The sequence below is a fragment of the Ruegeria sp. C9 genome (assembly GCF_056537585.1).
On the sequence record NZ_JBQFRU010000001.1, the window covers coordinates 506,707 to 530,715 of the forward strand.

The following is a 24,009-nucleotide window of genomic DNA, read 5'->3' on the forward strand; positions in this document are numbered from 1 at the left end:
TTCAGCGGTTGTCAGCGGCGTCATAAATCAGCGCGCCGAGATCCGAGAATTTGGCGTCCGGCGACTGCAACCCCAGAACCGCGTCGCGTATGGCGGCGGCACGGCTGACCCCCAGCGGTGGAGTGGCGAACTCCATGAACTTGGCAATCACTTCGTCACGGTCCATGGGTGCCTCGGGCCCGCCGCGCGCGTGGACGTCGCCCGACGCCAGTTCCCGCCCATCCGTCAAGGTCATGACGACATCAGCAACGCGGCTTTGAGGAAAGCGGTCGGAATGGCGCGCGGTCTCGGCCACCGAGATACGGTCGACAATCGCCGCGACCAGCGGATCGGAGAGGCCCGCGCCGGTGATATGCTCGACCCCGATACGGCCGTGCGCCACCATCGTCGCCACAGCGAAGGGCAGCGAATACTGCGCCTTCGAAGTGTCATCCGGCATACCCTGAAACAGGCAGGCACTTTCGTGGAAAGTGTTCACCTGAATCGCGGCAATGTCCTGATGAGACAGGCCATATTCACGCATCAGCGCCCTGGTGGCGTCGATCGCTGCATGGGCCCAACGACAGATCGGATAGGGCTTCACATATTGATGTTCCATCTGCCAGAAGCTGCCCAGATCCCGCCAGTGATGCGCGACCTCATCCGCCTCTATGGTGATCGCCGGTGCGCCGGTAAATCCCTTCTCGGCCAGCACTGCCGAGGATACACCCACCAGCGCGCCCCAGCCCGAGCCGTCATGCAGCATGGTGGGGTTGGCAATCTCGCGCATCATTTGACTGCGAGGCCCGTGATATTCGGCGATGCCCATGGCCTGCCGCATCCGTTCTGCACTCAGCCCGCGCAGACGGGCGGCAACGGCCACAACTCCCAACGCGTTCCATGCGCCGGAAGTGTGGTAGTCGCTGACTGTGTCATGCAACGAAATCCCGGCGCGCCCGGCGATTTCGTATCCAATAGTTACGGTCGCCAACGCCTCGGGGCCGGAAAAATCCGCGACCGTTTCCGCCAAAGCCGCCAGAGCCGGCACAACGGCAACACCGATATGGCCCTTGGTGGGGTTATAGCCGTCATGGCCATCCAGATTATCGGTCTGAGTCGCAGCGGCATAAGCCGCTCCGGCAACGCTAACCTTGCGGCCATCGAACAGCATCCGTGCGCTGAGGCCCGGATCGCCCGCACCGTAAAGCGCCATAGCGCTGTCACGCGCGATCTGACCGGCCTGCATCGGTCCGGACCCGATGGTGATCCCCAGCGTGTCCAGCAGCATCAGTGCTGCCGCTTCGAGCGCGCTGTCGGGGAAATCCTGCACCCTTCGATTTAGCGCAAACTTTGCGATAGTTTGAAATGTGTTGGTCACGATGCCCTACAGATGAGGTTTCGGGTTCGGCCAAAACCTAAGTGTGTTTGCCCATCGCAGCACGAAAACAATACGAGGGCAATGGCCCCGGAAAATTTGTAGCTTTGGCTCCGCTCCATTGTAGCATATGAACCAGATCAATTCCCGCCGCGAAACAGGATTCCCGGCGCACCACCCATCCGCCCGCCCAGGAATATGTCGCCATGATGAACCTGCCCCACCTGATCTTCCTGCGCTCCTTCGAGGCCGCCGCCCGGTACCTCAGCTTTACCAGCGCGGCAGATGAGCTGAACTGCACCCAATCGGCCGTCAGCAACCATGTGCGTTCGCTCGAAGAGTTTTTGCAGCGGCCTCTGTTCGTGCGCCATGCCCGGTCATTGTCGCTGACCGACGTGGGCGAGGCGTATCTGCCTTCAGTGCGGCATGCTCTGCATGAGATTGACGTGGCCACACAATCGGTCATCCAGCGGTCACACACCCGCAAAGTCGTCGTGTCTTGCCCGGTCAGCCTGGCCGAGAATTGGCTACCGGACGTAATCCGGGGCTTTAGCGACCAGCACCCGGATATCGACCTGACGGTACACGGCACCGTCTGGATTGATGTCGAGCCGAACGTCTCGGACATTTCGATAACGGTCAATCATATTGACGATGTGACGGTGGGCGCGCGGCAGCTGTGGGCCGAAAAGCTTGCGGTCGTGTGCGCGCCCGAATTCACAGTCAATGGCGCGCAGCTGACCGATCCGGCGCAACTGCAAGAGGCACCTCTGATCCATATTCTGGGTCGTCCAGCTTATTGGGAACGGGTCGCACGCCATTTTGATCTGGCAGACCTGAACCAGAAGGAAGGGCTGCGGACCAACGCTTCAAATCTGGCAATGGAGATGGCGGCGCAGTCGTTGGGCTGCGTCGCCCTGCCCCGCTCCCTGGCCGGGTCTTATGTGGACCGGGGGCTGCTGATCGAACCGTTCGAATTCGATTTGGACAGCCCCTGGGCCTATTTCGTGCGTCTCAAGGAAAAACCCGTTTCACCGTCGGTCAGGCTGTTTCAGGACTGGCTGCTAAACGCCGCCGCCAGCATGAACCGCTGACCTGCAACGGGGCTTCTCAGGCAGCCCCTTCCAGTGCCGGTTCAACATCACGCAGGCGGTTTCCATCCGGGTCAAAAGGAGGCTCGGACAGGATTTTCGCTTTATGGGGCTTGCCAAGGATGAACACTTCGACCGTATCACCAGGTTGCGCGACCCCAGGGTTTATATAGCCAAGCGCTAGCGATTTGCCGACCGAATAGCCGTATGCACCGGATGTCACGCGGCCAACCGGGGTACCATCCGGGGTAAAAATCGGCTCACCGCCGGTAGCGTCGGCATCCTCGGAGACTTCGACCTCGAAGATTGACAGCACTTCGCGCGCGGCGTTGTCCTTGACCGACAGATACGCATCCTTGTGCAGGAAATCCTTGTCCAGCTTGATCAGGCCCGCCAGCCCGACCTCTTGCGGCCAGTATTCCTGCGAATACTCACGGCCCCATGAGCCATAACCTTTTTCGATCCGCAACGACCCCAGCGCGCGGCCGCCAACGGGGCCGCCATCCAGCAGCTTGGCCGCATCCAGCAGCGCAGCGTACAGGCGGGTCTGATCTTCTTCGGCGCAGTGCAACTCCCACCCTAGATCGCCGGTAAAGCTGACGCGGATGGCCAGACAGGTGACACCTGCAACCTCGATTGTGGCCGAGCGCATAAAGCGGAACTCCTCGTTCGACAGGTCTGCATTGGTCAGCCGCTGCAGCAGGTCACGCGCTTTCGGACCGGCGACGTTGAACCCTGCTATGCGGTCGGTGGCGACTTCGAGGGTTGTGTCCTTTGGCAGGTCGATCATGTTGAAAAAGCGTTGATGATAGCGCTCGGCCATGCCCGATCCGATCATCATGTATTCGTCATCGGCCACCTTGGTTATGGTGAAATCGCCAGCCACGCCGCCACGCACAGAGATCAGCGGCGTCAGGCAAGACCGCCCGATCACGGTCGGTACGCGGTTGGCGACCAAGCGGTCCAGCCAATCTTGCGCGCCGGGTCCTTTGATGATGTAATTCGCAAAATTCGATATGTCGATGACGCCCACATTCTCCCGCAACATCTGTACCTCACGTCCCACCGGCTCCCACCAGTTCTGGCGTGTGAAGCCGTTGGTTTCCTGCACGCCGGGCTGATCGGCGAACCACAGGGGATGCTCCCAGCCGCAGTTCAGACCAAAGACACAGCCCATGTCTTTCTGCATTTCATAGGCAGGGCGGACTCGGGCGGGGCGACCTGCACTACGCTCCTCGTTCGGGAAGTGGATGGCAAAACGGTGGGTATACTGGTCCTCAACCCGTGCCTTGGTGAATTTTTTGTCGGCCCAGTCGCCGAAGCGGGCCAGATCCCATGCAAACATGTCGTATTGCGGCTCGCCCTCGATCATCCACTGCGCCGCCAGCAGGCCCAGGCCACCCGATTGCGAGAAACCCGGGATCAGTCCGCCGCAGAGGAAATAGTTCTTCAGTTCGGGCACCGGACCCCACAAGGCGCTGGAGTCCGGAGACCAGATCATCGGCCCGTTGATCACCCGTTTGACCCCTGCGGTGGCGGCAACTGGCACACGTTCGGTAGCGCGGATCACGTTTTCCATGATCCGATCCAAATCGTCGGGGAACAGGTCATGGGCAAAGTCCAGCGGCGTGCCGTCCTCGGCCCAGAACTTCATGTCCTTCTCATAGGCCCCGATCAGCAATCCGTTGCCTTCCTGACGGAAATAGTACTCGCCATCCCGGTCTGCAATTGACGGAAGGCGACGGCCCAGATTGGCAACTTCTTCGATGGATTCAGTCACGAAGTACTGGTGTTCGGTCGGTTGCAACGGCAGAGTCAGCCCCGCCAGCGCCGCAACTTCGCGGCCCCAAAGACCAGCGGCATTCACCACCCATTGCGTGTGAATATCGCCCTTTGCGGTACGCACGATCCAAGACCCGTCGGGTTGCTGATCCGTACCTAGCACCGGACAGAACCGTTCTATGGTTGCTCCCATGGCGCGGGCACCGGCAGCATAGGCGTGGGGCACGCCCGAGGGATCCACATTGCCGCCATCGGGTTCATACATGATGCAGCGGATATCGTCGAACTGCGCCAGCGGGTGCAGTTCCTTGGCCTGCTCGCGACTGACCTCGTGGAAGTTCAAACCATAAAATTTAGCCTTGGCTTCCTGCAGGCGCAGCTGATGCTCACGTTCTTCGGTTTGCGCCAAATAGAGCGAGCCGGGCTGGAACACACCGCAGCTTTGACCGGTTTCCTGTTCCAGCTCTTTATACAGATTCATCGTATAGTGCTGGATGCGGGTGATATTGTTGTTGTCATGCAGCCCATGAATGTTGGCCGCCGCGTGCCAGGTCGAGCCGCTGGTCAGTTCGTCCCGCTCTAGCAGGACCACATCGGTCCAACCCAACTTGGCGAGATGATACAGAATTGAACAGCCGGCTAGGCCGCCGCCGATTACAACCGCTTGCGCATGCGTTTTCATGAGCTTCCCCTCTCAAATGCCTCAGGCGGCGACGGTTTTCATTGCACCCAGAAACTGGGCCACTTCGGCGACGCTGTTGTAGTGGCACATCGAAACACGCACGCAGCTGTCCATGCCAAGCGGTGTCAAGATGTTGCCCGAATAGTGATCGGCCTTGCGCAAATGCGTACGGATGCCTTGTTCGTTCAGTTGCTTGACCACATCGACCGACGGCACGCCCTCGACCTGCAGTGACACCAGTCCCTCGCGTGCTGGGTTATCGACACCGCCCAGAATGGTCACCTTCTCCATCTCGGCCAGCCCGGGCAGGTTGCCGGTTCCGCGGATCATCGCATCAGTCAACGCTTTTTCCTGCTCATGGATCGCCTCTCCGGCAGCGACGAATTTTGCGCGCCGGTCGGTGGCGTCGCTGACCTGTGCGCCCAGCCATTCGAAATAGCTGATTACGTCAGACATTGTAGCGTAAGAGCCGGTATCACGCGTCCCCATTTCCCAATTGTCGGCGGGGCCGTCGATCAAGCTGTTATGTGGCAGCTTGGTCAGCCGGTCAGAAATCCAGGCCACCCCGTAACCATGGCGCGAGAACACCTTGTAAGGCGAGATCACATAGCCATCGACATCATAGGCGGTCAGGTCGATCCGGCCATGCGCGGCGTGCTGGATACCGTCGACTATGATGAAGCAATTGGGTGCAACGGCGCGGATCTCGGCAACCACAGCCGCGACATCCACGCCCATACCGGTCACCGGCGAGGTGTGCACGATAGTCGCAACCTTTGTGTCCGGCGTTACCTGCGCCGCATAAGCATCTGCGGTGACGGTGCCTGTGGCGTCGTCATGGACCACCAGAACATGATCTTGCCCGGCCACCCCGGCCCAACGCGCGCAAGCGCTTCGGGTCGCGGGATGTTCCAATGTTGTGCCCAGGACCCGACCGGTGGCGGCGCCCAGACAGGCGTTCATGATCAAACGAAACAGCAGCTCGGTCCCGCTTTCGCCGACAAAGAACTGGCCACCGGGGGCGTTCATGAACACGGCCATATCTTCTTTGGCCTTGTTGATTACCCGCACCAGTTCGTGACTTCCCGGGTTGTCGCGGCCCTGATTGTCAGGGATCGCAGCATAAGCCTGCGAGGTGCTCACAACCGAATTCAGCGTCAGCGCCCCACCCGCGTTTTCAAAGAAAATACGCGGTCCCTGCTGCGGGCAGTGGTCAACCTGCGCAAATCGGGCACGGATTTGTTCAAGCAATTCTGGAGTGATCTTGGTCATCGGGAACCATTCCTGCGAAAATGTCATTCTGGCAAGATATATGCGCCCTTTTGCAAAACTACTCACAAAAAAACTTGGGGCATTGTGGGTGGAAATTGAGACCATCGAGCCAAGAGAGCTCAGCCACAAGAACAATATGGTTCGCGAATTTCAATTTCGTCGGCCCGATCACACCCTCACGCATGCCTTCGCTCGGTTGAGAAACCGCTGGTCAGGCCGACGGTTTGTAACCTGAGCGTTGTTCTAGAGACATCGCTTTGCAGGACGGTGTTGAGAGAGTGACGATCCAACCTCATTGGCGCAGCCTGTACCGCCATCACAAACCAGACATCGTAGGAGCGGGCATGCATCCTGCATCCCAGATATTCCCATATCGGCTGGGGTATTTAGATAGATAGCGATTCATGCATTTGTTTACAGCAGTTTGGGATTTCGTCACGCCTTTCAGACCTGATTAATCACCATTGTAAGAGATCACGAACTTGCCTTCGACGCGGCGATACCGCGAACCACTCACGCGCTGGTGGCGCATTCGTCGATGGTCAATAGCTTGTAACATATTGGTGTATAGAGCTTGCTGATTGAAAGCTGGAAAGTTAATCGTCTGCAACAGGTTAGCTTATGTCCAGACTTCGAGTATTAAATCAATTTGCCAAAATTTCTGCTAATTAGGCTTAAACCCATCATCGACGCACCAAGGACATACGCAGAGCAGCGACAGACCGGTGTTGCGACCCAAACGCCGTTACCCCGCAAAAACTGACATAATTCACCTGAACGATGAACATTGGTTGTCCGGCCCACCAAAAAGGCAGGCCGAACAGTGTTAATAAGTACTTTTAGTCGTACAGAACGGCCGAGATCTTCGGGTCGTCAATATTCGAGGCATCGTAGTAGTAGAAGCCTGTGTCGATCAGACCTGGAACCTCTTCCCCATTGAGAGCCGCAACCGCTGCTTTCACAGTCTCATAGCCGATGCCCACAGGGTTTTGCGTGATCGCACCCGCCATCAGACCGCTCTTGATTGCGTCTTTCTGGGCCTTGCCACTGTCATAACCGATGATCACCAAACCCTCGGTGCCCAGCTCCTGAACACCGTTTACAACACCAATAGCTGAGCCTTCGTTGGTGCCAAAGATACCATTTAGATCAGGGTTAGCAGTCAGGATCGCCTTGGTGACTTCGGTCGATTTCAGGTGGTCGCCCTGGCCGTACTGAACCGTAACAACTTCGATATCAGGATACTTCTCAGCCATGCGATTGACGAAACCGTCGCGACGATCAATACCTGTGCGGCTTGTCTGGTCATGGGCGACAACAGCAACCTTCCCCTTGCCCCCGATTTTTTCAGCCATCTTGTCTGCTGCCAACCCTGCTGCCGCCAGGTTGTCCGTTGTCGCAGTTGAAAGCGGAATATCGCTATCAACACCACTGTCGAAGGCGATGATCGGAATGCCCTTTTCGTTGGCCTGTTTCAAAAGCGGGATAGCAGCCTGGCTGTCCAGCGCAGCAAAACCGATTGCCTTTGGATTATTGGCCAGCGCCGCAGCCAGCATGTCAATCTGACGGTCCACCATTGTTTCGTTATCCGGACCTTCGAACGTGATGGTGACATCAAACTCGTCTGCTGCCTGTTCGGCGCCGGACTTCACCGCTTGCCAGAACTGATGTTGGAACCCTTTGGATACCAGTGGAATGTAAATCTCTTCGGCTACCGCCATCGAGGCGGGACCTGCCAGGGTGGCTGCGCTGAGCGCACCCAGAATGAAACGACGTGTTAACATGTTTTCTCCTCCAGTTGGTCGTTTTGGTCTTTGATTTAGTTGCTTGGTCATCCCGATTTCTTGCGCCGCGCCATGTCGGCATAGACGGCCAGAATGATGATCGCGCCGGTGACAACGGTCTGCCATTCCTGCGCGACCGACAGCACGCGCAATCCGTTGGTCAGTACAGCCATGATCAGGGCGCCGATCAGCGTGCCCAGGATCGTGCCGCGCCCACCGGACAAAGACGTGCCACCGATCACTACGGCTGCGATCGCCTCCAATTCGTATCCCAAACCCAATGCCGGTTGCGCCGAGTTCAGGCGCGAGGCGATCAGGATACCGGCGATGCCGCAGATCGCTCCGGCCAGCGCATAAATACGCATCTTCCACATGTCGGTGTTCACGCCTGACAGACGCACCGCTTCCTCGTTAGAGCCAAGCGCAAAGGTGTAACGACCCAGAACTGTGCGCCCCAGAATGTACGAAGCCGCGATGGCAACCAGGAACAGGATCAGCACACCGTTGGGGATGGGCAGTGACGGGAAAACCTCACCGATCAGCGACCCGCGCGAGATCTGGTCAAAGCCCGGCGTGTCATTGAAGTAGATTGGCCGTGTCCCAGAGATCACCAGCGACAGGCCTTTGAGAATCAGCATCATCCCAAGTGTGGCGATGAAGGGCGGGATTTTCATCTTGGCGACGAAAGTACCGGAGCAAAGCCCGCAGAATGCTCCAGCTGCAATGGCTGCGGCCACGCCTAACAGCAACGGCATTCCCAAATATGTCAGCACCACGCCGGCGATCACCGCGCAAAAGGTCATCAGTGTGCCGACAGACAGGTCGATCCCACCGGTGATGATAACCAGTGTCGCGGCGACGGCCAGAACGCCATTGACCGATGTTGCCTGTAGGATGGCAATCATGTTCGACGTCTGCATGAAGTTGGGTGAAGCAATGGAAAAACCGATTAGCAGAACGATCAAACTGGCAAAGGCCAACAGCTTTTGATACGCGCCGCTGTCCGCAAGACCCGAGAGTGGCTTTTTCTTTTCGATGTCGGTTGCTGTGGTCATTGGACTGTCCCTGTTACCTGCATCGCCGCTGCACGTTGCGTGGCCAGATGCATGATGTCTTCCTGAGTGGTGTCTTTTCCGCCGGGCAAAATGCCGGTCAGCCGCCCTTCGCACATCACCGCGATGCGATGGCTGAGGCGCATGATTTCGGGCAGTTCAGACGAGATCACGATGATCGTCTTGCCCTGCCCTGCCAGTTCTTCCAGCAACTTGTAAATCTCGGATTTCGCGCCGACGTCGATACCGCGGGTCGGTTCGTCAAAGATCAGAATATCGCAGTCGCGCAGCAGCCATTTGGCGATGACAACCTTCTGCTGATTGCCGCCTGACAGCAGACGAACCTCCTGCACATCCGATGGTGTTCGAATGCCCAATTGCTGGATGTAGCTTTTGGCGGTGTCGCTAATTTCACCATCGTGCAGAACCCCGCCTGCGCCGGTGAACAGGTCCATCGAGGCAAGCGCGATGTTGTCGCGTACATTCATACCAGTAGCGAGGCCGAAATGCTTTCGATCCTCGGACAGGTACCCAATCCCCGCTTTGACGGCGTCAGTGGGTGATTTGATCGACACCACCTGACCATGTACCCGGATTTCTCCGCTATCCTTGGGGTCGGCCCCAAATATGGCGCGCGCGACCTCGGTGCGACCTGCGCCCATAAGACCGGCGAAGCCCAGAATTTCACCCTTTTGGACCGAGAAACTGACGTCCTGAATTTCGTTGCTCCGGCTCAGCCCGGTGATCTGCAGAGACATCTCCGCATCACCCAGATCGGGCACGTCCAGCGGTTCTTCCTTGACCTCTCGGCCCACCATCATGGCGATGATCTGGCTGATCGGGGTTTCAGCAGCCCCAACTGTTCCGACATATTCCCCATCGCGCATAACCGTCACGCGATCCGAGATCTGCTTCAGCTCGTCCATCTTGTGGCTAATGTAAACGATGCCTACACCTTCAGCCTTGAGGCGGCGGATGATCACGAACAGCTCAGCAATCTCGGCGTCATTCAGAGCCGCTGTTGGCTCGTCCATGATGAGCACCTTGGACCGAAAGGACAGTGCCTTGGCGATCTCGACCATTTGCTGTTTTGCGATGGTCAGGCTGCCAACCAACGCCTTGGGATCAAGGCTGAGGTTCATCGAAGCAAAGATTTCGGCAGTCTGCGCATTCAGCGCCGCCTCGTCCAAACGGCCAAAGCTCTTACGCGGTTCGCGTCCGATAAAAATGTTCTGGGCTACAGTCAGGTCGTTCATCAGGCTCAGTTCCTGATGGATGATCCCAATACCTAGATCCTGCGCCTCGCGCGGGATTGTCGGACTGACTTCGTGCCCTTCTATCTTCAAGGTCCCACCGTCACGTTGATAAATACCCGACAGGATTTTCATCAACGTACTTTTACCGGCACCGTTCTCGCCCATCAGCGCGTGAACTTCACCCGGTTCAAGATCGAATTGCACGGATTTCAGCGCGTGCACGCCGGGGAAAAACTTATCAATCCCCGTCATTTCGACCAGTCTATTTTTATTGCCTCCCATTTGCCCCTCTCCCCTTGGGCCAACGCGGTTTACATCACCGCACCAATTTGCCAGGGGACGAATTCAACGCCCCCAAATCCAAGTTCCTCGCTTTTGGTTTTCTTGCCTGAGGCGACACGGATCAGTATTTCGAACAGTTCTTCGCCCTTGCTCTCGATGCTGATCCCGTCTGTCACGATGTCACCGCAGTTCAGATCCATATCCTCGGTCATGCGGGCATACATTTCGGAATTGGTGGCCAGCTTGATGCAGGGCGTTGGCTGATATCCAGACACCGAACCGCGCCCGGTGGTAAACACAATCAGGTTCGCACCCGAAGCGACTTGCCCGGTGACCGAACACGGATCAAAACCGGGGCTGTCCATGAAGACAAACCCGCTCTTGTCGATCATCTCACCGAATTTGTAGACGTCTCGCAGTGGCGCGGTGCCTCCCTTAGCTACGGCACCAAGCGATTTCTCAAGAATGGTTGTGAGCCCCCCGCGCTTGTTGCCTGGGCTTGGGTTGTTGTCCATCTCACCGCCGTTTCGGGCCGTGTAGTCCTCCCACCAGTGGATGCGTTCGATCAGTTTTTCACCCACCTCAACAGTCTCGGCCCGCCGGGTGAGCAGGTGTTCGGCACCATAGATTTCCGAGGTTTCCGACAGGATCGTTGTTCCGCCATGGCGCACTAGTAAATCCGACGCATACCCCAGCGCCGGGTTCGCGGTTATCCCAGAATACCCGTCCGAGCCGCCGCATTGCATACCGACCGTGATGGCACTGATCGGAGCCGGGGCGCGTTCGGCTTGATTGGCCAGATGGGCGATGCCGCGCAACTCCGCCAGCCCCCGTTCGATAGTGCGGCGTGTTCCGCCCTCGTTCTGAATGGTCATATAACGGAGCGCACCGTCAGCGCGGATTGGTCGACCGCCGACAAGATCTGCCACCTGCATGACTTCGCAGCCCAGACCGATCAGCAGAATACCCCCGAAATTCGGATGCTGTGCATAGCCGGCCAACGTCCGAAACAGGGTGGCATAACCCTCATCCTTGCTGGACATTCCACATCCGGTCCCGTGCACAATCGGGACCACACCGTCAACATTGGGATAGCTTTCCAAGAACCCGGTCTTTTCCGCTGCGTCGGCGATAAAACGCGCTACCGAACCCGAGCAGTTCACGGTGGTTAGAATCCCGATGTAGTTTCGGGTTCCCACTTTACCGTCAGATCGATGGTATCCGTCGAATGTACGCTTTTCAGTCAGAACAGGCAGCGGGGTGTTGGCGCTGGCATGTGCATAGTCCTGCTGATGCGCCCCCATGCCAAGGTTGTGCACATGGATATGTTCGCCAGGCGCGATATCGCATTTGGCCTGCCCGATGATCTGACCGTAGCGGACAATATTCTCGCCAGATTGGATTGATGACACGGCTAGCTTGTGGCCGCGTGTAACGGGCGCAGCCAATTGCACGGGAACATGTGCCGGCTGCTCACCCGCCTGCAAGTCACGCAAAGCAATAACGATGTTGTCCTGCGGATTTAGCTTTACGACATCGCGAGTCGCCTCTTCCAAAACGTTTATGCCGCCGTTCGCTCGCATCTCTTCTCCACTTGCTTGGTCAATGTTGCTAAATCCAATATCTCTACTTGTCAACTAACATGTTAGAATGCTAACTTATGCAGTATGAACAAACACCAAGATATTGATGCCGAACTGTTGCCCGAGATCACAACGATCGAAGGACCGCTCGCTCAGCGGGTTCACCACTCATTGAAGCAGGCGATTCTCTCGCTGGATTTCCCACCCGGAGCGAACCTTAGGAAGGCACCTGTGTGTGAGAGATTGGGAGTGTCGCGCGCACCTGTGGCCGATGCGATTGCGCGTTTGGCCTCGGAAGGGCTGGTGGATGTAGTGCCGCAATCAGGCACTCGCGTATCCTACTTTTCGATGGACGAGATCCGCGAAGGCGTATTCCTGCGTGAAGCGCTTGAACTTGCAACTGTCGCCAAAGTCGCGCGCGACATAACCGACGTTCAGCGTAAAAGGTTAAGCCGCAACATGCGTCTGCAGGAACTGTTGATCATGGATGATGATATCCCAGGCTTTTATCAGGCCGATGAAGAGTTCCACAGTCTTCTGATGGAATTTACAGGCTTCCGCCGCCTCGCCGACGTTGCCCAAACCGTTTCCTTACAGGTCAGCCGCGCACGCATGCTATTGCTGCCCACCCCCGGCAGAATTGCCGAGACACTAGAGGAACATAGGGCCATTTTCGAAGCAATCAGTAATCGCGACGAACAGGCCGCGCAGGTCGCTATGCGCGCCCACCTCGGGCAGTTGATGCCGCGCATTGAGCAGTTGGAGCAACTGAAGCCGCATCTGTTCAACCTCACCCCACAGCTGAATAGCGAGGCAGGATGACCGTTTCCCAAACAGAATTACTGAACAACCGGACCACGCGGCCCGTTCCCCTGACCCGCATGGGGTTCGGTGGGGCACCATTGGGGAACCTGTACCGCAAAGTCTCGGACGAGGACGCGCAGGCGGCATTGCAGACCGCTTATGACGCAGGCATCCGGTTTTTCGACACAGCGCCGCAATACGGGCTTGGCCGATCAGAGCATCGGTTTGGGCAGGCGATTGGTCGGTTCGGGCGCGAAAACATCCAGCTTTCAACCAAGATCGGTCGCCTGTTACTGGATTGCGAACCGCATGAAGTAACGCCCGAAGCTTTCGTCGATGTACCGCAGAAACGGATCGTGTTTGACTATACCTATGACGGAGTCATGCGGTCTTACGACGCAAGCCGCAACAGGATCGGTGTCGCCAATTCTGACATTCTTCTGGTCCATGATGTCTGTGTCTTCAGCCAAGGCAGCCAAGAGGTTTCGGACGCCAAGGTGCGTGAACTGTTTGATGGCGGAGGTTACAAGGCTTTGACCGAGCTGCGCGATGCGGGTGAAATCGCAGCAATCGGCGCAGGTGTAAACGAATGGCAGGTTTGCGAGAAACTTCTTGGGCTGGGCGACTTCGACGGGTTCCTTTTGGCTGGGCGCTATACATTGCTTGAACAAGAGGCCCTCGACAGTTTCCTGCCACTCTGCGAGCAGCGCGATGTCGGGATCATCCTCGGAGGACCTTACAATTCAGGCATTCTCGCGACCGGAGCAGTGCCCGGCGCCAAGTACAATTATGCTGACGCGCCCGAAGACATTCTGGACCGGGTTCGCAAAATCGAAGCCGTTTGCGCGGCGCACGACACTCCGTTGATTGCTGCAGCACTGCAATTTGTTCTGGGTCATCCTTGCGTCAAAACAGTAGTTCCCGGAGCCGTAAACGCATCCGAAGTACGATCCAACGTGGCACTAATGGAGCGCAACATTTCTTCCGGCCTGTGGTCGGACTTGCGGTCCGAAGGCCTGATCCGACCTGATGCGCCACTGCCAAGCGAGACAGCTGATGCTGCGTAACATCGACCCGATCCTTTCGCCGGAGTTGCTTTTCACCCTCAGGGTCATGGGCCACGGGGATGAGATTGTTATCGCAGATGCAAATTTTCCGGGCGCCAGCATGGGACCAGACTGCATCCGGGCCGATGGGTCTACGGCCAGTGAAATGTTGAAGGCCGTACTTTCTGTGATGCCTTTGGATACGTTCGTTCCTGATCCGGCATTGACCATGCAGGTTGTTGGCGACCCGGAGGCGGTGCCTGACTCAGTCGCGGACTTTCAGCGCATCATCGACACGTCCGCTGACAACTCTGCCAAGGTGCAGAGCTTGGAACGGTTTGCATTCTACGACCGTGCGGCCAACGCCTTTGCCATCGTTCAGACCGGCGAGCACAGGCTTTATGGCAACATCATCCTGAAAAAGGGTGTGATCGAATGAGGATCGACGCGCATCAGCATTTCTGGGCTTTGGCGCGCGGCGACTATGGCTGGCTGACGCCTGATCTGGACGCAATCTACCGGGATTTCACCCCGGACGATCTAATGCCCCTGCTAAAAGCTGCCGAGATTGACGGCACGGTCCTTGTCCAAGCGGCCCCTACTATGGCTGAGACCGAATACATGCTCTCTCTGGCCGACCAGAATGCGTTCATCAAAGGTGTTGTCGGTTGGGTCAATTTTGAAGCCGATGATGTTGGCGCGCAAATTGCTGCTTTGGCCGCCCACCCGGCACTGGTTGGCCTTCGCCCGATGATACAGGACATCGCTGACCCTTTTTGGATGCTCGGCGACACGCTGACACCAGCTTTTGAGGCTGTCCAACAGCATGACCTTACATTCGATGCGTTGACCGTGCCCCAACATCTGGGCCCGCTCAGGCAACTTCTTGAACGTCACCCCGATATGCGCGTTGTCATCGACCATGGATCGAAACCGTTGATCAAAGACGCAATCCTGTATGATTGGGCTGACAACATGGCGGCCTTGGCTCGAGATACAAACGCATGGTGCAAGCTATCCGGCCTCGTGACCGAGGCTGCCGCAGATTGGACGATCGAAGACCTACGCCCCTATGTGGACCACCTGCTAAACACCTTCGGCCCGTCGCGTCTGATCTGGGGCAGCGATTGGCCGGTTTGCACCTTGGCCAGCAGTTACGAGCACTGGTGTGAAACCACCGACGCGCTGCTGATCCAGTTGAGCAACACAGAACGCCAGGCGATCTTGGGGGGTAACACCGCCCGAGCCTATAACCTCAGGGGCTGAAATGACTTTATCTACATTGGAACCAAACGGGCTGTGGCTCGGGCGTGTTGAGTGTGCTGGGGTCGGACCCATCGTGGTCACCCTGCGCAATGGGCAGGTTATCGACATTACGTCGAAAACGGCACCAACCGTCCGGGACATTCTGGAACGCGAAGATTCGGCAGACTATGTGCGCAACGCCCAAGGTGAAGAAATCGGCCCTTCGGACGCCGACCACCAATGGCTCGCGCCGTGCGACCTTCAGGCGGTTAAGGCCTGTGGTGTTACATTTGCGGGGTCCATGGTCGAACGCGTGATCGAGGAACAGGCCGCAGGCGATCCTGCCAAAGCCGATGCCATCCGCTCGCGCATCGGAGACCGGATTGGGGACAGCCTTTCGAACATCGTGCCGGGATCAAACGCCGCCGCAGATGTCAAAGAAGCATTAATCGCCGAAGGCCTCTGGAGTCAGTACCTTGAAGTCGGGATCGGCCCCGATGCCGAGGTGTTCTCCAAAGCACAAGTTTTGTCTTCGGTCGGGTTCGGTTCAGAAATTGGTCTTCACCCGATTTCGACCTGGAACAACCCCGAGCCCGAGGTCGTTCTGGCCGTTACTTCTAAGGGCGAGATTAAGGGCGCTACGCTGGGGAACGACGTCAATCTGCGTGACGTTGAAGGTCGTTCGGCTTTGTTGCTGAGCAAAGCAAAGGACAACAATGCCTCTTGCGCGATCGGACCGATGATCCGGTTGTTCGATGATGGGTTCACACTGGACGATGTACGCCAGGCTGAACTTGCGCTGACCGTGACCGGATCGGATGGATTTGTGCTGAACGGAAGCTCATCTATGTCCCAGATCAGTCGCGATCCTGCAGACCTTGTGAAGCAGACTATCGGGCGCCATCACCAATATCCTGATGGGCTGATGCTTTTCCTTGGCACCCTGTTCGCCCCGACCCAAGACCGTGACACACCTGGCGGTGGGTTCACTCACAAAATTGGCGATGTCGTCACTATCTCCAATACGCGCCTTGGATCGCTGACAAACACCGTGCGCCTGTCGACGGAATGCCCCGAATGGACCTTTGGGGCATCACACCTGATGCGAAACCTCGCCCATCGCGGCCTGCTGTAAGAGAGAACGAATATGTTGACCGGAAAACACCTGATAGCTGGCGAATGGATCGGCGCAGACACCACTTTTGCGTCAGAACCAGCGCATGGACCAAGCCATGACTTTTCTGTAGGGACAGCGGCGATGATTGATAACGCAGTGGAGGCAGCAGAGTCGGCATTTGCCACTTTCGGGTGGTCCTCTCGTACCGAACGTGCCGCGCTGTTGCGCAAGATCGCAGATGAGATTGATGCCCGCGGGGATGCCATCACTGAAATCGGCACTCAGGAAACCGGCTTGCCCGAGGCACGCCTGCAGGGGGAACGTGGCCGTACCGTCGGCCAGCTGCGCCTCTTCGCCGATCACATTGAAGCGGGCGATTATCTGGACATGCGCCATGACCCGGCCATGCCGGATCGTGCACCCCTGCCCCGCCCCGACCTGCGCATGATGCAGCGCCCGCTGGGTCCTGTTGCGGTGTTCGGCGCTTCGAACTTCCCATTGGCCTTCTCAGTCGCAGGGGGTGATACAGCCGCAGCATTAGCCGCAGGATGCCCTGTCGTTGTCAAAGGCCATTCGGCCCATCCCGGCACTGGCGAAATTGTCGCCCAGGCAATCGACGCCGCCATCAAAGCGACAGGAATTCATCCCGGAGTGTTTTCATTGGTACAGGGTGGCAAACGGGATGTGGGCACGCGATTGGTGCAACATCCCTTGATCCGGGCGGTTGGCTTTACGGGCAGCCTCGGAGGCGGACGGGCGCTGTTCGATTTATGCGCGCAACGCGATGAACCCATTCCGTTTTTTGGCGAACTGGGTTCAGTCAATCCGATGTTCATACTGCCGCAAGCGGCGGCCGCGCGCGGTGCTGAAATCGGCAATGGCTGGGCCGCGTCTCTAACCCTGGGCGCTGGACAGTTCTGCACCAATCCCGGTATCGCCGTTATCATCGAAGGTCCGGATGCTGACGCGTTTCAAGCAGCGGCAGAGGCTGGCCTGTCTTCGGTGGCTGAGCAGACAATGCTGACCGATGGAATTGCGGAGGCATACCGAAACGGAGTTTCGCGTGTAGCTGCTGGTACCGGTGTATCGAAGATTATGGGCACAAGCTGCAAGTCACGCGATGCGGCCCCTTACCTGTTCACTGTTTCTGGTGATGACTGGCTGGCCAATCGGAAGCTGCAAGAAGAGGTTTTCGGCCCATTAGGCATCATCGTGCGTGTGAAAGACCGCGCTCAGATGCAACGGATTGCCCGGACCATCGAAGGGCAACTGACCTGCACACTGCATCTGGACGCAGGTGACAAAGCGGACGCTCAGGCACTGCTACCGCTGCTTGAACGAAAGGCTGGGCGATTGTTGGCCAACAGCTTTCCGACCGGAGTCGAAGTTTGCGACAGCATGGTTCACGGAGGCCCCTACCCCGCCTCAACCAACTTTGGCGCAACATCCGTGGGAACATTGTCGATACGCCGTTTCCTGCGGCCGGTTTGTTATCAGGACATCCCATCCGAGCTTCTACCCGAGAAATTGTGAGGTTGTTCATGTCGACAATCAACCCATCCAACCGGCTTGCAGATAAGACCGCTCTCATCACAGCAGCTGGCCAAGGCATTGGCCGTGCAACCGCCGAATTGTTCGCTGCCGAAGGCGCACGGGTGATAGCCAGCGACATCAACGATGCTGCGCTTGCCGAATTGGGCGGTATTCCGGGTATCGAACCGCTGCAACTGGACGTAATGGACGATAAGGCCGTTACAGATGCAGCGGTCAATCTGCCGCAACTGGACATTCTGTTTAACTGCGCAGGTTATGTAGCGGGGGGATCAATTCTTGAATGCACTGAAAAGGATTGGGATTTCAGCTTTGACCTCAACGTAAAGGCCATGTTCAGACTGATCCAACTGACTCTACCCGGAATGCTGAAAGCAGGCGGAGGATCGATCATCAATATGTCGTCGGTCGCATCGTCCATGAAAGGCGTGCCCAACCGATTTGCGTATTGCGCGTCAAAAGCAGCGGTGATTGGCCTGACCAAGTCTGTGGCAGCCGATTTTGTGACCCAGGGCATTCGGTGCAACGCGATTTGTCCAGGTACGGTGGACAGCCCCAGCCTGCATGACCGGCTTCGCACCACCGGGGATTATGAGCAGGCAATGACTGATTTCATCGCCCGTCAACCGATGGGCCGTATTGGCACAGCGGAAGAGATCGCTGAACTGTCACTGTATTTGGCCAGTGATGCCAGCAAGTACACTTCGGGCCAGCCCTTTGCCATAGATGGCGGCTGGACGATCTGAGCAGGAAGGACCTAACAATGAAACTACTACGCTATGGCCCGAAGGGCGCTGAGAAACCCGGCATTTTGGCCTCAGACGGCTCAGTTCGCGACCTTTCCGGTGTGGTGGATGATATCTCGGGCGATACTCTTGGCGATGTCGTTCTTGAAAAGCTCCGCGCACTAGATTTGGCCAGCCTGCCATTGGTAGACGGCAACCCGCGCATCGGTCCTTGCGTTGGCAATGTTGGAAAGTTCATATGCATTGGCCTGAATTATGCCGATCACGCAGCAGAAAGCGGCATGGAATTGCCTGCTGAGCCCGTGATCTTCTTCAAAGCCACCTCGGCCATCGCCGGCCCCGACGATACCGTAGAAATCCCGCGCGGATCGGTCAAAACCGATTGGGAAGTTGAGCTGGGCGTCGTTATCGGCAAAGAGGCCAAATATGTCTCTGAGGCGGAAGCCACAGACCACGTCGCCGGCTACTGCGTAGTGAACGATTTGTCAGAACGTGACTTTCAGCTTCATCGCTCTGGCCAATGGGTCAAAGGAAAGTCTGCGGACACGTTCGGCCCAATTGGCCCCTGGCTGGTAACACGAGACGAAGTCCCCGACCCGCATAACCTTCCGATGTATCTTGAGGTAAACGGGCACCGATATCAGGACGGATCAACCAAAACGATGCATTTTGGCGTAGCGACGGTCATCTCGCATCTGTCGCAATTTATGTCTTTGCAACCCGGTGACGTGATTTCTACAGGCACACCCCCGGGTGTTGGTATGGGACAGAACCCGCAGACCTACTTGAATCCCGGCGACAAAATGGAGCTTGGTATTCAGGGGCTGGGCACGCAACGTCAGAACGTCATCCAGGGATGAGAGCGCGCTGTAGGCGAACGCCATATGTAGCCTTGAAGCAACAAAAGTAAGCGAGAAGGTTTTGTCTCAGATAACGCCGCCCGTATACCGATTATCTATCAGGCCAGTAAATATTCTTATAGGCGCTTCTCGCGCGATTAATCTGGTATTTGTAGTATCGGATCAGGATACCGAACATCTTTCTGGTTGCTTCGGGCGTTTCAATACTGAGAAGAGTCGTTGTTTTTTAAGCAAGCTTTGACAAAGCCTGTCCTTAAGTCACGATTCAGCATGCCCCTAAGCCGGCAAGATGGGTGCCCTTAGCATTAAAGTAGGCAGACCGATACAGATCTTAATAGTACTTATTAAAGTATTTTGCACACTACGTCCACATGACCTTCTACTCGATCAATCATTCAACTCATCGCTGCCTTTTCTTTGGCAAGCCACAGTACAATCATATCCATCATTGATAAGTACTCACGGCCAATCCGTTATTTGCTCACGCGGTTCGAATATGTTTCGGCACGCTATGTTGGTCTTCCCGATGAAATGTCGTACCGGAGCGCTCGAAGATTGAAGCGATGGCGTCGTCCCTGCCCTGCCGCGAAAACTGTGTAGCTGTTCAGCCGCGACTAACTACATAAATTGTAGATTATCCGCCCTAGTTCCATATCAATACGTTAAGAAACCTTCTACTGATGGCCTGAACTCGTAGTCCTTAACTCTGCTCGGAACGTACCTGCCCGAACTAAAAAACAAGAATTTGAGGCCGGGCGGTAAAAGCTAAGCGTTTAGATGGTCCCCCAGGGTACCGTATTACACGATTGGTCTGTTTGTGCAAAAAAACGGCGCTGAGATTAACCAGCGCCGCGCTTCGGATCTATCTCGCTAAGCCCGTCTTACCCGTGGGTAAGATCGTCTTCTTCTCGCAGATCCTCGATCAAAGTGGCCACAGCACGTTCTAATTTAGCCCTATCGACACGAGTAAAGTCGAGATCATAGCGAAGTTCGATCCTTCCGCTGGATGCAGAACATTTTGCAATCCCTGCCCTGCCCCTTACCTGAAACGTTGTCTTCGCGCGGCGTGGTTTACCAACGGCTTCAGCCTTTGGCTTGGCGGCGGTCGCATTTTCGATTGTGAGAAAATCGCGAAGAATGGCCACTTCGCGCACGCTGTCGCGATTTGGTTCACTCACCAAAGCCGTACTGACTTGTCGGATCAATCCAGGATCAGAGTCGAGCTTTCGTTTGAGTTCAACACCCACATTCCGTGGAATGTCGTTTGGGTGCATAAGAACCTTTTCCAACATGGCCAGCAAACTCGCAAACGCCCGAATATAGCTGCGCTTGGTATAGCTTGCAGATTTGAACAAGGTTGAAACCGCTTTGTCGACATCCGGACAATCATTGGCGGGGTCTTCCGCATAGGCACGCGCAAGCGCGCCCATTTCCGCAAACGAGATATCCTTTCGGATCAGGTTTTCATCGACCATGCGACGATAGCTATCATCCAGCTCGGCAACGTCAGAAACACCGGCCGGAATCGTCGCAAATCGCGCGTCGCCAGTTTCCTCAAGTAATGCGCGAAATGCCGATAATCTGCGCATTCCTTGAATTAACTCAAAGCGTCCATCGTTGCGACGCTCGACCCGGATCGGGTTCGAAAGACCCACATCCTGAATAGAAGCCTTCAACTCATCCAACTCAGGATCAGGGCCAGGCTTGCGGTCGCGCGTCAGACGCTCGGTGACAACATCCGCCAATGCGATCTGTTCAGTAACATACCCTTCTGATCGTAGTCGCACAAGCTCGTGCGCTAACCTGTCATTTTCGACTCTGATTGCATCTTCGGTAGTTTGCTGGTCGCGTAGCGCATTAGCGTTCTCGGAGATTGCAGTAGCCATTGGTCCGCGCCTTTTCTCAAGCGCTTTATCCGGAACCTTGCCAACCGGGATTTCTTCCATCGCTGGCATGTCGATATCGAACATTCTGCGTTTTCGGCTCATACGTCATCCTCCAGCTTGTCCCAGGCCGATAGCATGACGCCCCGGAATTCATCATAAACATTATCAAATGTCGAACGCGCGCGACGCCAGGTTTCCCTCGTCATCTCACGGTAATCCATCTCATAAACTGAACTCAGGAATCGACCCGATTGCTCGACCGCGCGCGTCATCTCGACCGGGTGCTCGGCGAGGTGCTCACCAAAGACTTTGCGGAATGCGTCATACATCGCTGTGTGCAGTGCATTCCCCGGTTCGTAGCGCGTAAGCAAAAACCGAATTTCGCAGAATGTCTTGGGTAAACCAATCTTACCCGTGGGTAAGGTCTTGTCGAAACCATAGGCCAGATCTTCGAGGGCTTCAGCCAACTGTCCAATGAATGAGGTGGTTGAATCGTATTCCCAGTATCCGGGCCCCGACGGGATATACAACATGTCTGCTGCGAACACCGCATTCATCGATTGGTATCCTATCGCAGGCGGGCAATCGAACAGGATCAGGTCATAAGCATCATTCGGTATTTGATCCAGATAGCGAGACACAGCTGCAAAAAAAGACCACTCAGGATTCAGGTGCCGATATTGTGCTGATGCGAATTCGACGAAAGCAGCATTGGCGCAAGAAGGGATCGCATCAATCGTTGACCATGAGGTCTGCTTGATAAAATCAGAAATGCGCAGTTCGCCGAGGCCCATATCCGTGATGGAAGGTGGTAACTCTCGGCGGGGCAGGGCGGTTCCTGACTCCGCAGCCGCAGGGCGGTTATTCATGCGCTCGGTTTCACGGATCAGATCCCGCGCCATGATACCCCAGACGGTGAAATCTTCAGCGACATCGGTCAGACCCATCGAATGGCTGAGCGTCGCCTGAGGGTCAAAATCCACCACTAATACTCGGTAGCCGTCCAGAGCAGCGGCGTGCGCAAGATGCAACGCCACGGTCGACTTGCCAGCCCCCCCTTTGAAATTGGCAACAGCGGCCCGAACCGCCCGCTTGCCTGCGGGGCGTGGGGGAGTGAGCGCCTTGCGATTGACCTTAAGCCGCCGCCTGAGCTCATTTACCTCTTCCAGACTAAACCAACGCTGCCGCCCATCAGGCTCGACCTCGCCTCCCGGCAATGAAGGATCGGCGGCCAGCTTTCCTCGGAAAGTCGATTGGTTCACCTTAAAGATCAGCTCGGACACCTCCCAGCTTGAGAACCGCCTTAGCGTCTTCTCCATCTCAGGGCTGAAAGTCTGCTGGCGAATCCAGCCCTGCAATTTCAGGGACTGGGTGCGCAATGCATTCAGGTCTTCGTGCGTGTACATGCCTCAGTTCTCATTCTTCTGGACGTTATTTTTCTCTCTTTTGTTATTTACGCTCGATTTGCATATTTGGCAAAAGAAATTATTGTAAGGTTGTGATGTTACCCACGGGTAAGAAAATATGGCTGTATGTAATGCTGACCGATTCGGAACGCTGCTGCTCTCTGCAATCGTCCTGACTTCGGATATCCTACCAGATTTAGGGGGTCACAACTGAAGTAAATACGGCATATAGGGGGACATTATTGTTCCATAAGGGGACACCCAGTATGTCCCCCATCACCATAAATTCACCTATTTCTTTTATTTTTTGATAGCGAATAGCACCTATCAAATAGCGTGATCTCAACGAACTCTTGACAGAATCGAAGTATTGGACGCTAATCAGTGAACAATCACGAAAAGCGTTGGGAAACGGCGCGATTACGGCGGGATCAACCCGCATGAGGCAAAAAAGAGCGGTGAGGAAACGGATGCAGGTTGCGAAACCGGTCGGGCGAAATGCGCCTGCACTGAAGTACGATATCTTGTCGGCGCTCGCCGTTCACGCCTTATCAGGTGACAAACATCGTCATCGCAGTGTTCTTCGCATCATGACGTTAATTACCACGCGCTATAACTGGCGCTCCAATGAACTGTCGATTGGCCGGGAAGAGATCGCTCGGTTGTGGTCCGTGAACGAACGCACAGTTAAACGTGAGATGGCTAAGCTGCGCAGCGCAGGCTGGATTGCGGTCAAACGACCCGCCGCTCGGGGTCGGGTTGCGGTTTATGAACTCGACCTCAAGCAGATCATGCTGGACACAATGGAAGCCTGGCCCGTGATCGGAACGGATTTCCAGGAACGAATGCAGCAGAAGCCAGAGCGCGATACCAATGTTGTGCCATTTCAGTCAAAGCCATCGATCCCGCCGCCGCAGGGTGAAGACGTTTGGGCACAGGTTCAATCGATCCTACATGAGCGTGACCCAGAACTTTGGTCCAGTTGGTTCAAGCATCTGAACGAAGCCGAAAGGGCAGGGGGCCTGGCGACTCTGATTGCACCAACGCGTTTTATGGCGGATTACATTGCACAGAAATGGTCGGGGAGGGTTTTGGCCGCTTATTCACGTGTAGACCCTTCGGTTCGAACAATTCGCATTGAAGCGGCAGAATAGGGCGCGGGCTTGCTCAACTGGCAACAGGCGACTATCTAGCGGAAACTGTTTATGAG

Annotated in this window: 19 protein-coding genes; 10 read left to right on the forward strand and 9 right to left on the reverse strand. The window is 56.3% G+C overall.

All coding sequences use genetic code 11. The features are described 5' to 3' along the window. Position 1: 1 nt before the first annotated feature. Positions 2-1,357 carry an MmgE/PrpD family protein gene (locus ACR0NE_RS02345; RefSeq protein ID WP_170596365.1) on the reverse strand — a complete coding sequence of 452 codons (1,356 nt, stop codon included), beginning with the start codon at positions 1,355-1,357 and terminating at the stop codon, positions 2-4. 203 nt (positions 1,358-1,560) lie between these two features. Between ACR0NE_RS02345 and ACR0NE_RS02350 the strand changes: the two genes are divergently transcribed. Continuing rightward, on the forward strand, positions 1,561-2,448 hold the full coding sequence (locus tag ACR0NE_RS02350) for a LysR substrate-binding domain-containing protein (protein ID WP_170394131.1): 888 nt from the start codon (positions 1,561-1,563) through the stop codon (positions 2,446-2,448). Between the two features lie 16 nt (positions 2,449-2,464). Here ACR0NE_RS02350 and ACR0NE_RS02355 read toward each other — a convergent pair whose 3' ends face one another. The 6 genes from ACR0NE_RS02355 to ACR0NE_RS02380 form a co-directional block, all read right to left on the reverse strand. Beyond that, positions 2,465-4,909 carry an FAD-dependent oxidoreductase gene (locus ACR0NE_RS02355; protein WP_170596363.1) on the reverse strand — a complete coding sequence of 815 codons (2,445 nt, stop codon included), beginning with the start codon at positions 4,907-4,909 and terminating at the stop codon, positions 2,465-2,467. 21 nt (positions 4,910-4,930) lie between these two features. Next, positions 4,931-6,181, reverse strand: coding sequence for an aminotransferase class V-fold PLP-dependent enzyme (locus tag ACR0NE_RS02360; RefSeq protein ID WP_170596361.1), 1,251 nt, complete (start codon positions 6,179-6,181; stop codon positions 4,931-4,933). Positions 6,182-7,020: 839 nt separating this feature from the next. Further along, on the reverse strand, positions 7,021-7,965 hold the full coding sequence (locus ACR0NE_RS02365; RefSeq protein ID WP_170407420.1) for an ABC transporter substrate-binding protein: 945 nt from the start codon (positions 7,963-7,965) through the stop codon (positions 7,021-7,023). Between the two features lie 47 nt (positions 7,966-8,012). After that, a complete protein-coding gene (locus tag ACR0NE_RS02370) occupies positions 8,013-9,020 on the reverse strand; it encodes an ABC transporter permease (protein ID WP_170394139.1) in 1,008 nt (335 codons plus the stop codon). Next, positions 9,017-10,555, reverse strand: a complete 1,539-nt coding sequence (locus tag ACR0NE_RS02375) for a sugar ABC transporter ATP-binding protein (protein WP_480459497.1) — start codon at positions 10,553-10,555, stop codon at positions 9,017-9,019. The genes ACR0NE_RS02370 and ACR0NE_RS02375 overlap by 4 nt, the downstream gene beginning before the upstream one ends. Positions 10,556-10,584: 29 nt before the next feature. Continuing rightward, a complete protein-coding gene (locus ACR0NE_RS02380) occupies positions 10,585-12,138 on the reverse strand; it encodes an altronate dehydratase family protein (RefSeq protein ID WP_170596359.1) in 1,554 nt (517 codons plus the stop codon). 84 nt (positions 12,139-12,222) lie between these two features. On the opposite strand from ACR0NE_RS02380, the gene ACR0NE_RS02385 reads away from it, so the two are divergent. The 8 genes from ACR0NE_RS02385 to ACR0NE_RS02420 are packed head-to-tail and all read left to right on the forward strand — an operon-like array spanning position 12,223 to position 19,507. Beyond that, positions 12,223-12,960, forward strand: coding sequence for a GntR family transcriptional regulator (locus tag ACR0NE_RS02385; RefSeq protein WP_170596357.1), 738 nt, complete (start codon positions 12,223-12,225; stop codon positions 12,958-12,960). Further along, positions 12,957-14,009, forward strand: a complete 1,053-nt coding sequence (locus tag ACR0NE_RS02390; protein WP_170596355.1) for an aldo/keto reductase — start codon at positions 12,957-12,959, stop codon at positions 14,007-14,009. Before ACR0NE_RS02385 ends, ACR0NE_RS02390 begins: the two co-directional genes overlap by 4 nt. Then, positions 13,999-14,427: an RbsD/FucU domain-containing protein gene (locus ACR0NE_RS02395; RefSeq protein WP_170596336.1), complete on the forward strand. Its 429-nt coding sequence runs from the start codon at positions 13,999-14,001 to the stop codon at positions 14,425-14,427. Before ACR0NE_RS02390 ends, ACR0NE_RS02395 begins: the two co-directional genes overlap by 11 nt. Then, positions 14,424-15,254, forward strand: coding sequence for an amidohydrolase family protein (locus ACR0NE_RS02400; protein ID WP_170596334.1), 831 nt, complete (start codon positions 14,424-14,426; stop codon positions 15,252-15,254). The genes ACR0NE_RS02395 and ACR0NE_RS02400 overlap by 4 nt, the downstream gene beginning before the upstream one ends. Position 15,255: 1 nt before the next feature. Further along, the gene (locus tag ACR0NE_RS02405) at positions 15,256-16,368 is read left to right on the forward strand and encodes a fumarylacetoacetate hydrolase family protein (protein WP_170596332.1); all 1,113 of its coding nucleotides are present in this window, start codon (positions 15,256-15,258) and stop codon (positions 16,366-16,368) included. Positions 16,369-16,380: 12 nt separating this feature from the next. Then, complete coding sequence (locus tag ACR0NE_RS02410; RefSeq protein ID WP_170596330.1) at positions 16,381-17,883, forward strand: aldehyde dehydrogenase (NADP(+)); 1,503 nt, start codon at positions 16,381-16,383, stop codon at positions 17,881-17,883. A gap of 8 nt (positions 17,884-17,891) precedes the next feature. Further along, positions 17,892-18,647, forward strand: a complete 756-nt coding sequence (locus tag ACR0NE_RS02415) for an SDR family oxidoreductase (RefSeq protein WP_170596328.1) — start codon at positions 17,892-17,894, stop codon at positions 18,645-18,647. 17 nt (positions 18,648-18,664) lie between these two features. After that, positions 18,665-19,507, forward strand: coding sequence for a fumarylacetoacetate hydrolase family protein (locus ACR0NE_RS02420; RefSeq protein ID WP_170596326.1), 843 nt, complete (start codon positions 18,665-18,667; stop codon positions 19,505-19,507). Between the two features lie 881 nt (positions 19,508-20,388). On the opposite strand, the gene ACR0NE_RS02425 is transcribed toward ACR0NE_RS02420, so the two are convergent. Both ACR0NE_RS02425 and ACR0NE_RS02430 read right to left on the reverse strand, forming a co-directional pair. After that, on the reverse strand, positions 20,389-21,495 hold the full coding sequence (locus ACR0NE_RS02425) for a ParB N-terminal domain-containing protein (protein ID WP_170596324.1): 1,107 nt from the start codon (positions 21,493-21,495) through the stop codon (positions 20,389-20,391). Continuing rightward, a complete protein-coding gene (locus ACR0NE_RS02430; protein ID WP_170423104.1) occupies positions 21,492-22,799 on the reverse strand; it encodes an AAA family ATPase in 1,308 nt (435 codons plus the stop codon). Before ACR0NE_RS02430 ends, ACR0NE_RS02425 begins: the two co-directional genes overlap by 4 nt. A 440-nt stretch (positions 22,800-23,239) precedes the next feature. Here ACR0NE_RS02430 and ACR0NE_RS02435 point away from each other — a divergent pair, with 440 nt between their 5' ends. Then, positions 23,240-23,953, forward strand: a complete 714-nt coding sequence (locus tag ACR0NE_RS02435; protein ID WP_480780084.1) for a DnaA N-terminal domain-containing protein — start codon at positions 23,240-23,242, stop codon at positions 23,951-23,953. Positions 23,954-24,009 lie beyond the last annotated feature (56 nt).